At 62.6% G+C, this 11,455-nt stretch carries 6 protein-coding genes and 3 pseudogenes; 6 read left to right on the plus strand and 3 right to left on the minus strand.

Going from position 1 to position 11,455, the window contains the following annotated elements:
* Positions 1-124: 124 nt before the first annotated feature.
* A pseudogene (locus QMK17_RS25485) lies at positions 125-1,071 on the minus strand (IS3 family transposase); the annotation flags it as partial.
* A gap of 257 nt (positions 1,072-1,328) precedes the next feature.
* Positions 1,329-2,570: a PucR family transcriptional regulator gene (locus QMK17_RS25490; protein ID WP_283512082.1), complete on the minus strand. Its 1,242-nt coding sequence runs from the start codon at positions 2,568-2,570 to the stop codon at positions 1,329-1,331.
* A gap of 134 nt (positions 2,571-2,704) precedes the next feature.
* On the opposite strand from QMK17_RS25490, the gene QMK17_RS25495 reads away from it, so the two are divergent.
* The 5 genes and pseudogenes from QMK17_RS25495 to QMK17_RS25515 form a co-directional block, all read left to right on the plus strand.
* Complete coding sequence (locus tag QMK17_RS25495) at positions 2,705-4,258, plus strand: aldehyde dehydrogenase family protein (RefSeq protein WP_283512083.1); 1,554 nt, start codon at positions 2,705-2,707, stop codon at positions 4,256-4,258.
* A 24-nt stretch (positions 4,259-4,282) separates the two neighbouring features.
* Positions 4,283-5,110 (plus strand): SDR family oxidoreductase, encoded by an 828-nt coding sequence (locus QMK17_RS25500; protein WP_283512084.1) that lies wholly within the window; start codon positions 4,283-4,285, stop codon positions 5,108-5,110.
* A 112-nt stretch (positions 5,111-5,222) separates the two neighbouring features.
* Positions 5,223-6,668, plus strand: coding sequence for an FAD-dependent oxidoreductase (locus tag QMK17_RS25505; RefSeq protein WP_283512085.1), 1,446 nt, complete (start codon positions 5,223-5,225; stop codon positions 6,666-6,668).
* Between the two features lie 163 nt (positions 6,669-6,831).
* Positions 6,832-8,619, plus strand: coding sequence for an AMP-dependent synthetase/ligase (locus QMK17_RS25510; RefSeq protein ID WP_283512086.1), 1,788 nt, complete (start codon positions 6,832-6,834; stop codon positions 8,617-8,619).
* A 214-nt stretch (positions 8,620-8,833) separates the two neighbouring features.
* A pseudogene (locus QMK17_RS25515) lies at positions 8,834-9,640 on the plus strand (IS630 family transposase); the annotation flags it as partial.
* A gap of 36 nt (positions 9,641-9,676) precedes the next feature.
* Here the strand turns inward: QMK17_RS25515 and QMK17_RS25520 are convergent.
* Positions 9,677-11,100 (minus strand): IS3 family transposase gene (locus tag QMK17_RS25520; protein WP_442972832.1). Its coding sequence is split into 2 segments (ribosomal slippage): positions 9,677-10,734 and positions 10,734-11,100, totalling 1,425 coding nucleotides; the frame shifts between segments, so codons are not numbered across the junction.
* 169 nt (positions 11,101-11,269) lie between these two features.
* On the opposite strand from QMK17_RS25520, the pseudogene QMK17_RS25525 reads away from it, so the two are divergent.
* Positions 11,270-11,455, plus strand: a pseudogene (locus QMK17_RS25525) (IS3-like element ISPfr13 family transposase); the annotation flags it as partial.

Raw genomic sequence — 11,455 nt, forward strand, 5'->3', positions numbered from 1 at the left:
CGAGATGCAGCGCGTGCTGAATCATCATGAGACAGGTGTAACCCCAACGTCACCGCTAATCAAGCATTTCGCGGGTCGGCGTGTCGATTCGCGGTAACAATCGGGTGGATTAGCCGGTCAACAGGCATGCCCCAACGCGGCCCATTGATCCACGTAATCCATTGTGGGACAACGCGTGCACGAACTTCCTGGATCGAAATTGGCTACCGCGATCCGAATGTACGATCGTCCCAACCGAGCCGCGGTGCGCCACAGCATTGGTCAATGCGGACACCGCCAGCGACGCTTTCATTCGGGAGTCGATCGAGTAGCCGACGATCCTGTTGGACCACACATCTTTGATGGCGGAGAGGTAGAGCTTGCCTTCGTCGGTGCGGTGTTCGGTGATGTCGTTGAGCCACAGCGTGTCCGCGGCCTCTGCGGTGAACTGACGGTCGACGAGGTCGTCGTGGACGGGCGGACCGGCCTTTCTGTACAGCCCTCTCTTCTTGGAGAACACCGACCAGATTCGTTCCTGTGAGCACAACCGGGCGACCCTGTTCTCGCCGGCGGTGATGCCGTGGTCGGGGAGTTCGTCGGCGATGAAGCGGTACCCGAACGCGGGGTCGTCGGCATGGATGGAACGGGCCGCGTTGATCAGATGCGCATTATCCCAATCGCGTTGCGACACTGGTATTTTCTTCCATTTGTAAAACGCTTGGGTAGAGAATCCGAGAACCCGGCAGGTCACTGTGACGGGGATACCGTCGGCAGCAAGGTCGAGGACCAGCGGTTAGATCATTTTGGGTTGACGTCCCGAGAGAGATAGCCGACCGCGCGCCGCATCACTTCTGCTTCTTGCTCGAGCATCTTGATGCGTTTGCGGGCTTCCCGCAGCTCGACGGACTCGCTGCTCGCCGCGGTCCCGTCAGCGGGGGTGATGCCATCGCCGCGATCGGCGATCTTCAGCCAACGGTGCAGACAGCCCTCGGAGATTCCGAAGTCCTTCGCGATCTGACGCAGCGGGGCCTCGCCTTTACGTGCGACAGCGATGACGTCGCGGCGGAACTCCTCGGGAAATGCTTTCGGCATGGGGAACATCCTTCCACTGCGAGGAGCGATCCTCACAGATCAGATGTCAACCAAGATGGGGGCAGTCCCTCCTACGGGGTGAACCGACCCCGAGTTCGACCGTAGTCTGATGCACTGAAGAGGCAAGGTCTGACATCGCGACGCAATGCCGTACAGGCACTGGCAGTTAGCACACACGCGGACCGTGCAGCATCGATGAGTGCGCCTGTGCCGGAGCGGGAATCAGAGAAATGGCGCGTGCGAGCAGTGCCGCCTTGTCACTCCTGCGTGGCCGGACCGTAGGTGTCGGCGTATTCGAGCGCGAGTTCCAGTTTGAGCCGGTTGGCCCCGATAGGGCGGCCGAGCATGTCCTCGGCGCGCTGGATACGGTACCGCACGGTGTTCTTGTGCACGCCGAGCGCGCGAGCTGCCGCGTCCGGGCTGCGGTTCACATTCAGGTAGGTGCGCAGAGTGCGACGCAACTGGGCCGAGGCTGCATCGGTACCGTCGAGGCCGCGTAGTTCCCGCGAAACCAGTGCCTTCGCCGAGTCGGGGTGGCCGTCGAGTAGGTGGATAATTTCGACGTCTGCATACAAAATCGGGCGAGTCACAGCCTCCTGATGTTCCGAAATATGTTGAGCGGAAACCGCTTCGGTGTGACTTTGCCGAAATCCGCGAATTCCCTTGCCCGGGTTGCCAATCGCGATCGATATTCCGTCCGGGATATCCGCACCGATGTCCACTGCGGCGACATCCGCCTCGACATCCATCGACAGCCACGCCCAGAGCCCTCGCGATCCCGACGGCAGAGTCAGTAGCTGCCGAGCCCCGATCGTGGCCGCGACCGCGCGGACAACGGAATCCAGGACGCCGATCACGTCCTCGGTCTGCTCGGCCGGCGCATTGTCGAACCACAGCACTAGTGCCGTGTTATGCCTGATCAACGGGTAATTCAAACGGTTCGACGCCACCGCTGCATCGACGATCTCACCTCGGATGATCGCCTGCACGGTTTCCGCCTGCCGTGCGAACGCGCCGCTCAATCCGCGCTCTCGTTCCTCACTGTAGGTATCGGTGAGTATCTCCAACGACACGTTGAGCCAGTGATTCGCCCGCTCCAGCAGCCGAATCAATACCTTCAGTTCCAGTACGGGGTCGGCGATGCGCTCACTTGCCGTCTCCGCGGCGAACCTCAGCAGCGCCTTCTGGCCGACTCGGTAGATCTGCATCAAGACCCTCAGATGCAGACCTCGTCGGGCGATCGTGCGCGCGAGATCATGAGCTGCGAGCGGCAGATCCACCTCGGCGGAGTCGCCGGTGAGCCAGATCAACAGCGCACGCCCTTGCCCGCGGGTGCTGGCATCGAGGTCCCGTTGCAACTCCCGGTCCGCGGAAACCTCGGGGACCTCCGCCACTATTGCTGCGCCGAAGCGCGCGACAAGGCCATCGAGGGTGCCGGGCACCAGCGCCTCCGCAGCGAATTCCCGGAGCCAGGCCATCACCATGTCGTCAGCGGACACGTTGGCCTTTCTTTCGAATTTGGACTCAGAGTACAAGCGTGGTCGATCGTCTTGGCCTATTTCGCCAAGAAAACTTCGGCTCGCTTGTGTAATTCTAATAAGACGTGGCGCACATCATAGAAGGCGGGGTTCGTATGAGATCCGGAAGTATGGCGGAGACAGGCTATGGCGACATCGATGTGCACTGCCCCGCAGACGGGCGCCTCGTCGCGCGCGTACCGGACAATAGTTCCGAGACAGTGATCGAGACCGTCCGATGTCTGCGCACTCACCAAGTCGAGTGGGAAGCGCTGGGGCCGAAAGGTCGGGCCAAGTGGCTACGGAAGCTGCGGGACTGGCTCCTCGACAACGAGCGCCATCTCATCGACGTACTGCAGTCCGAGACTGGCAAGCCGCGCGCCGAAGCAGCAATCGAGCCCGCGCTCGCGTGCGACCTTATCAACTACTTCGCTGACAATGCAGGCACGTTTCTCGCCGACGAGCGTGTGAAACCCCACGGACCGCTCTCGATGACCAAGCGGCTGATCAAAACAGCCCGCCCCTACCCGGTGGTCGGTGTGATCACTCCGTGGAACTTCCCGCTCGCGATGCCGGCGATGGACATAATCCCGGCTCTGCTCGCCGGCGCGGCAGTTCTGCTCAAGCCGTCCGAGGTGACGCCGTTGGCAGCCGTCGAACTCGCGCGGGGATGGTCTGACATCGGTGCACCCCCTGTCTTCTCGGTCCTCACCGGCCGCGGCAACACCGGTGCAGCGGTAGTGGATTCGGTGGACTTCGTGCAGTTCACCGGTTCCACCGCAACCGGTCGAGCGATCGCGGTACGGGCTGCCGAGCGACTGGTGCCGTGCAGCCTCGAACTGGGCGGCAAAGACCCGGCGATCGTGTTGGCGGATGCCGACCTGGACCGCGCGGTAGCCGGAATCGCCTGGGGCGGCCTGTTCAATGCCGGACAAGTGTGTGTGTCGATCGAACGCGTCTACGTCGAGGCATCCGTCCACGACGAGTTCGTCGCGCGACTGGTGGCACTCGTCGGCTCGCTCCGACAGGGCACCGACGACGACGGATATCGCACCGATGTCGGCGCGTTGGCCACCGAGGCGCAACGTGACCTCGTTGCCCGGCACGTCGCCGACGCTGTGGACAGCGGCGCCACCGCCCTGACCGGAGGCAAAGCCGGGAACACCGGCACCTTCTTCGAGCCGACGGTCCTCGTCGACGTAAACCATTCGATGGCCTGCATCCGGGAAGAGACCTTCGGGCCCACCATCCCCGTGGTCAAGGTCGCAGACGCCGACGAAGCCGTACGGTTGGCCAACGATTCCGAATATGGCCTGTCTGCGACGGTGTGGTGCGGGAACAGAACCCGCGGCGAGGAGATCGCCCGCCGACTCGACGCCGGCGCGGTGAACATCAACGACGCCTTCTCCAATCTGTTCGCGCTGGGTCTACCACACGGAGGCTGGAAGCAATCCGGTCTCGGCGCGCGATTCGGGGGTGAAGACGGAATCCGCAAGTACACCCGGCAGCAGGCGATCACGATGCCGCGCGGACCCGTGATGAAGCGGGAATTGCTCTGGTATCCGTACACCCCCTTCCGTGGTCGTTTCGTCGGCCGGCTACTGCGCGTCCTCGTCGCGCGTGACCCCCACCGCCGACTGTCCGCATCAAGCCGCTCGAACTCCCTGTAACGACGACTGAAGGACACAAGGAAAATGACACAATCCCTGCACGGTCGCGTCATCGCGATCACCGGCGGTGCCCGCGGAATCGGGTTCGCGACCGCGACAGCGTTGACCAGACTCGGTGCGAAGGTGGCAATCGGGGACATCGACGAGGCCAAGCTCAAGGAGTCCGCGACCCAACTCGGCCTGTCCAGCTACCGCAAGCTCGACGTGACCGACACCGAGTCCTTCGAGGCCTTCCTCGACGACGTGGAAGCAACGCTCGGGCCTATCGACGTGCTCGTCAACAACGCCGGCATCATGCCCGCGGGCCGGATCGCGGACGAACCCGACGCGGTCACCCGCCGGATCCTCGATATCAACGTCCTCGGGGTGATCACCGGCTCCAAACTCGCTGTTCGGCGAATGCTGCCGCGCGGCCGCGGACACGTGGTCAACATCGCCTCACTGGCCGGCGAAATCTACACGCCCGGACTGGCCACCTACTGCGCCAGCAAATATGCCGTCGTCGGTTTCACCGATGCCGCGCGGGTGGAGCACCGAGGCACGGGAATCGAGTTTTCCGCGGTACTGCCATCCTTCGTCAACACCGAGTTGACGGCGGGTACCAAGGGGCTTCCCGGACTCAAGAACGCTGAACCGGAAGACATCGCACGTGCCGTCGTGGCTTTGATCGAACGCCCCAAGCCGAAAGTACGGGTGACCAAGCTCGTCGGCGCCCTCGCAGCCAGTCAGAAGTTCTTCCCCCGCCAGGTCAGCGAAGCGCTCACCCGAGCGCTCCACACAGACAGGGTATTTCTCGAAGACGTCGACACCGCAGCCAGACAGGCCTACGAAGTGCGTGCTCGTCACAGCTGAGCCGATTGCCCGCGATGTGCGGGCCCTCCATCTCGATCGTCGCTCCGATACTTCCGGAGTCGACACGACAGCACTTCATCTCAGTCAACGACAGAAGGCACAGAAGATCTTCATGACCACCGAAGCTTCCATTTCCGCGACACCGATGTCGCCCGAGGATAACCTTTTACGCCCGCTCCGGGTCGCGATCGTCGGCGCCGGCCCCGCCGGCATCTACGCCGCCGACGCCCTCATGAAATCCGACACCGCAGTCTCCGGCCGCGGCGTCAGCATCGACCTCTTCGAGCGCATGCCCGCGCCCTTCGGCCTGATTCGTTACGGCGTCGCGCCCGATCATCCGCGCATCAAGGGCATCATCACCGCCCTGCACAAGGTGCTCGACAAGCCTCAGGTACGCCTGCTCGGCAACATCGACTACGGCACCGACATCACCCTCGACGACCTGCGGTCGTTCTACGACGCGGTCATCTTCTCCACCGGCGCCAACGCCGACCGCGCGCTCGGCATCCCGGGTATCGAACTCGACGGCAGCTACGGCGCGGCCGACTTCGTCTCCTGGTACGACGGCCACCCCGACGTACTTCGTACGTGGCCGCTCGAAGCCGAGAAGGTCGCCGTCCTCGGCGTGGGCAACGTTGCGCTCGACATCGCCCGCGTCCTCGCCAAGACCGGCGACGAACTGCTGCCGACCGAGATCCCCGCCAACGTCTACGAGGGCCTCAAGAACAACAAGGCCGTAGAGGTTCACGTCTTCGGACGCCGCGGCCCGGCGCAGGCCAAGTTCACGCCTCTCGAACTGCGCGAGCTCGACCACTCGCCGACCATCGAGGTCATCGTCGACCCCGAGGACATCGACTACGACGAGGGTTCCGAGCAGGCTCGCCGCAACTCCAAGCAGGTCGACATGGTTGCGAATACCCTGCAGGACTGGGCAATTCGTGACGTCGGAGCCCGTCCCCACAAGCTGTTCCTGCACTTCTTCGAATCTCCCACGGAGATCCTCGGCGAGGACGGCAAGGTCGTCGGCCTGCGCACCGAGCGCACCCAGCTCGACGGCACCGGCACCGGCAACGTCAAGGGCACCGGCACGTACAAGGACTGGGATGTCCAGGCCGTGTACCGCGCCGTCGGTTACCTCTCGCAGAACGTCACGCAGTTGCCGTTCGACGATCAGGCAGGCACCGTTCCCAACGACGCCGGTCGCGTCGTTGCCGACGACAACGCCGAGGGCGCGGCCCGGTTCATGCCGGCCACGTACGTCACCGGCTGGATCAAGCGCGGCCCCGTCGGCCTCATCGGCCACACCAAGGGTGACGCCAACGAAACCGTCGTGAACCTCCTCGAGGATTCCGTCAATTTCGCCGGCGCTGCAAACCCGGAAGAGAACGCCGTCATCGAGTTCCTCGAAGGCAAGCAGGTGCCGTACACGACGTGGCAGGGCTGGTACCGCCTCGACGCGCACGAGCTCAGCCTGGGTGAGCCCGAAGGCCGTGAGCGCATCAAGGTCGTCGAGCGTCACGAGATGCTGAAGGCATCCGAGCCCGACCGCGCCCACTGAGTCGAATCTACGTGAACTGAATGCTCGAAAGCACCTGAATGTGCCCAGGAGTTTCCGAACTCTTCGAGGCGGTTCATGTGGTAGGCACCATCCCCGATTCCAAGAAGGACGGGGGTTTTCATTTACCGAAGCGGCCACAGAGCTGTCACTGAAGGGGTCCGTAGTGCGTGAGTTCTCAGTTCCACAGTCGTTCACAATTCCTGGAAATGTTTCCACGGCCGACTCCGTGTTCCGTCATGCCGAAGAAGACCCCACATTCGTGCCGTTCAAGAGGCCGTCGGACGGTGGATGGGTCGACGTCACCGCAGCTGAATTCGTGAAGCAGGTCTCCGCAGTTGCCAAGGGCCTGATCGCTTCGGGCGTCGAGCTCGGCGACCGCGTCGCTATCCTGTCAGCGACCCGCTACGAGTGGGTCGTTCTCGACTACGCCATCTGGACAGCCGGCGGATGCACCGTCGCGATCTACGAGACCTCCTCCCCCGACCAGGCGCAGTGGATCCTCGAGGACTCCGCGACAACGCTTCTGGTTGTCGAAACCGCCAAGCATGTGGAGACTCACAAGGAAGTCACCGACGGCGCAGAAGCCCTCCGCGAAGTTCTGGTCATCGAGTCGGGCGCGATCGACGAGCTGTCCAGCCGCGGTTCCACAATCACCGACGAAGAACTGCACACTCGTCGTCACCAGGTCACCGCAGCCTCGCCCGCGACCCTGATCTACACCTCCGGAACCACCGGACGCCCCAAGGGTGTCCAGCTGACGCACTCCAACCTCTACGCCGAGTCCAACGCGTGCCGCCTGGCCATGCCGGAGTCGATGGTCCCCGGCAAGAAGACACTGATGTTCCTGCCGCTCGCCCACGCATTCGCGCGAGCGATCTCCTACGGCGCTCTCGACGCCAAGGTCACCGTCGCCCACACGTCCGACCTGACGACACTCCTCGAGCAGTTCGCCGGATTCAAGCCCGACTTCATCCTCTCGGTACCCCGCGTATTCGAGAAGGTATACAACTCGGCTCGCCAGAAGGCCGTCGACGGCGGCAAGGGCAGCATCTTCGACAAGGCTGCGGCCACTGCCATCGAATACAGCGAGTCCCTCGAAAAGGGTGGCCCCGGGCTGGCACTCAAGCTCAAGCACGCGGTCTGCGACAAGCTCGTCTACTCGAAGCTGCGCGCAGCACTGGGCGGCGAGTGCGAGCGTGCAGTCTCCGGTGGCGCAGCCCTCGGCGCGCGTCTCGGCCACTACTTCCGCGGCGTCGGCATCCCGATCTACGAGGGCTACGGACTCACCGAGACCAGCGCCGCGATCACCGTCAACACCTCGAGCGCGCAGCGTGTCGGCACCGTCGGCAAGCCGATCAACGGCCACGCCGCCCGGATCGCCGAAGACGGCGAACTCCTCCTACAGGGCCCGGTCGTGTTCGCCGGCTACTGGCACAACGAGAAGGCCACCGCCGAGTCCATTGTCGACGGCTGGTTCCACACAGGCGACCTCGGTTCGATCGACAACGAGGGCTACGTCTCCATCACCGGTCGCAAGAAGGAAATCATCGTCACGGCCGGCGGCAAGAACGTCGCACCGGCCGGCCTCGAGGATTCCCTGCGCGCGCATGCTTTGATCAGCCAGTGCCTCGTTGTCGGTGACGGTCAGCCGTTCATCGGTGCACTGATCACCCTCGATCCGGAAACCCTGCCCGGTTGGGTCGAGCGCAACGGCCTACCCGCGAACACCGCGATTGCCGATCTGGTGAAGAACGCCGACCTGATCGCCGAGATCGACTCGGCCGTCGCCGACGCCAACAAGAAGGTCTCCAACCCCGAGCAGATCAAGAAGTACACGATCCTCGAGGTCGACTTCACCCAGGAGACCGGCGAATTGACGCCGACGCTCAAGCTCAAGCGCAACATCATTCACGAAGCTCACAAGACCAAGATCAGCGACCTATACGCCTGACCCATCAAGTTCTACCCACTGGTATCCAAAATTGCCTTGGAGAACTCAATGAGAAAGTCGACAAACCTCAAAGGGCACTGTCACGTTGGCGAGCTGGGCGGGTGGCTGGCAGGATTCGGGTGGTGAGCACCCCGTCGCCGTCGTACAAGGGCCACCGGTACCCCAGTGCCGCGCGCCTGAAGTAGATGGGCGATTATGTTTGATTGAATTGGCTATGCGCGCAGCTCCGTTGTTGATCCCCAACACCGACCGTGACCAGCTCGAGAAGTGGGTCCGGTCGACGACGGCGGAAGCGGGGTTGGTGCAGCGAGCGCGAATCGTTCTGCTCGCCGCCGATGGTGTCGTGCATGCAGAAATCGCATGCCGGTTCTCGATCTCACGGCAGACGGTGATCAACTGGCGTGCCCGATACGAAGAATGCGGCGTGAACGGGCTGTTCGACGAAGACCGCTCCGGCAGGCCCCGCACCCTCGACCGTGACAAGCTTATTTCGGTGACGTTGACACCCCCTCCGAAGAAGTACGGTGTTACACACTGGAGCTCGCGTTTGCTCGCCGATCACCTCGGCATCGGATACGGCACCGTCGCACGGGTGTGGCGCGAACACGGCGTTCACCCCTGGCGCAGTGAGACGTTCAAGTTCTCCACCGATCCTGAGTTGGTCGCAAAAGTCACCGACATCGTCGGGCTGTACCTCGCACCTCCGGAGAATGCGATCGTGCTGTGCGTCGATGAAAAGTCGCAGATCCAAGCTCTCGACCGCACAGCACCGACGTTGCCGATGCAGATCGGCATCCCCGAGCGGCAGACCCACGACTACATCCGACACGGCACCACAACGTTGTTCGCGGCACTCGATATTGCGACAGGGCAGGTCACCGGGATATGCAAACCGCGACACCGCCACCAGGAGTTTCTGGTGTTCCTCAAGCACGTCGCACGCGCCTACCCCGAAAAGGAACTGCATCTGGTGATGGACAACTACGCCACCCACAAGAAGCAGGAAGTACGAGACTGGCTCACCGGAATTTGTCAAGGCGGGTGAGTCCAGTGGGTGTTATGCCGCTATCGACTCGTGTGCTTCATCAGTGTCGGTGGTTTCTGCTGGTTTGTTGATCCACGCGGTGTCGGGGAGGTCGAGGATTTTTGGTGTGGCAGTGGTGCCGAAGCGATGCGGATGGGCAGCGCGTGCGGCGTCGAGAACAGCTCGGCGTTCGGCTGCTTTGCGTGCAGCCAAGCCGTAGTGGACATCGGCGGGGGTGTGTAGTCCGATACCGGTGTGGCGATGTTCGTGGTTGTACCAATCGGTGAAGGTATCCATGAATTGTCTTGCATCGCTGAGGGATCCGAACCGTTCGGGGAATCGTGGACCGTATTTCAATGTCTTGAACAATGCTTCGGAATAGGGGTTGTCGTTCGACACCCGCGGCCTCGAATGACTGCGGGTGACCTCGAGATCCGCCAAGAGCGCGGCAACGGTCTTGCTGGTCATCGAGGTTCCTCGGTCCGCGTGTACGACGTGCGGGACACCATGAATCGAGAAGATCTGTTCCATCAATTCCTTTGCCAGCACGCCTGATTCATGAGGGTGGACGCGCACTCCGACGATGTAGCGGGAGTAGATGTCGATCATCACGTACGCGTCGAAGTACTGCCCTTTGACCGGGGCGGCGAGTTTGGTGATATCCCAGGAGTACACCTGCCGCGGGGCGGTCGCCACCAGCTCCGGGCATGCCCTCGCGGGGTGCCGAGCGAGTCGTCGTCGTTCGCTGACCTGTCTGTTCTCGCGCAGTACCCGGTACATCGTCGACACCGAACACAGGTAGATGCCGTCATCGAGGAGTTGGGCGTAGATCTGCAACGGTGCCAAGTCGGCGAACCGGTCGCAGTTCAGGACGCCGAGGATGCGTAGACGTTCGCTGGTGGAGATTTTGTTGACAGGTTCCGCAGCTGGTTCCTGAGGTACCGACGGTGTCGGAGCCGTGGCTGCGACACGCCGACGTGTCGCAGTCGAGCGATGTAGACCGGTGAGAACGCTGCCCTCACGGGAGCTGATTCCGATGTCAGTGAGCGCGGTATACACAGTGGTCATCGCTTCTTGTTCTTCTCGTCGAAATCCGCGCTCTCGGAGAAACTTTCCAAGAGCGCGTGTGCTTTTCCCATGATATCCAGTGCGGCTTCGGTGGTGTTCAGGCGCTTGTTCGCGCGGTTCAATTCACGCGTGAGGCGTGCGATCTCGGCTTGTTCGGCGGTGAGCTTGCCGACTTTGTCGCCAGGTTTCTTGGTCTCGAGGACACCGGCGTCGCGGTGTCTGCGCCATTCACTGATCAACGACGAATACAGGCCCTCGCGGCGTAGGTATGCCCCGCCGTCGCCGCTCTCGCAGGCCTGTTCGTAAGCACGTACGTGTTCGATTTTCTCCGCAGCGGTGAACGCACGTCGCCGTCGGGGTCCGTCTGCTCTCGGATGCGCTGAACCCATGCGTTCATTGTCGCCGCTGACCGGCGACTTGGTGGTGATGGCCATGGTGTGTGTCGATCCGTATCTCGCCCTGCATCAGGCCGGGGTTGCTATGAACCAGTGGACTCACCTCACCCTGAATCACCCCAGGTTTGATGCCGCTTCCTTCTGAGTTTGGAAGGATGAGCACATGCCCAAGAAAATCGATCCAGAGGTCCGCTCGAGGGCCCTTCGGTTGCTGGAAACTCGCGGTGGGGAATACGCCTCGCTGACCGCCGCAGCGGAGGCGATCGCCAAGCAGGTCGGTGTCGGTCAGGAGACGGTGCGGCGCTGGGCCGTGCAAGCCCAGGTCGACCAAGGCACCCGCGCCGGCACT

Origin of the sequence: Rhodococcus sp. G-MC3 (assembly GCF_030063335.1) — a bacterium.
In the GTDB taxonomy this organism is placed as follows: domain Bacteria; phylum Actinomycetota; class Actinomycetes; order Mycobacteriales; family Mycobacteriaceae; genus Rhodococcoides.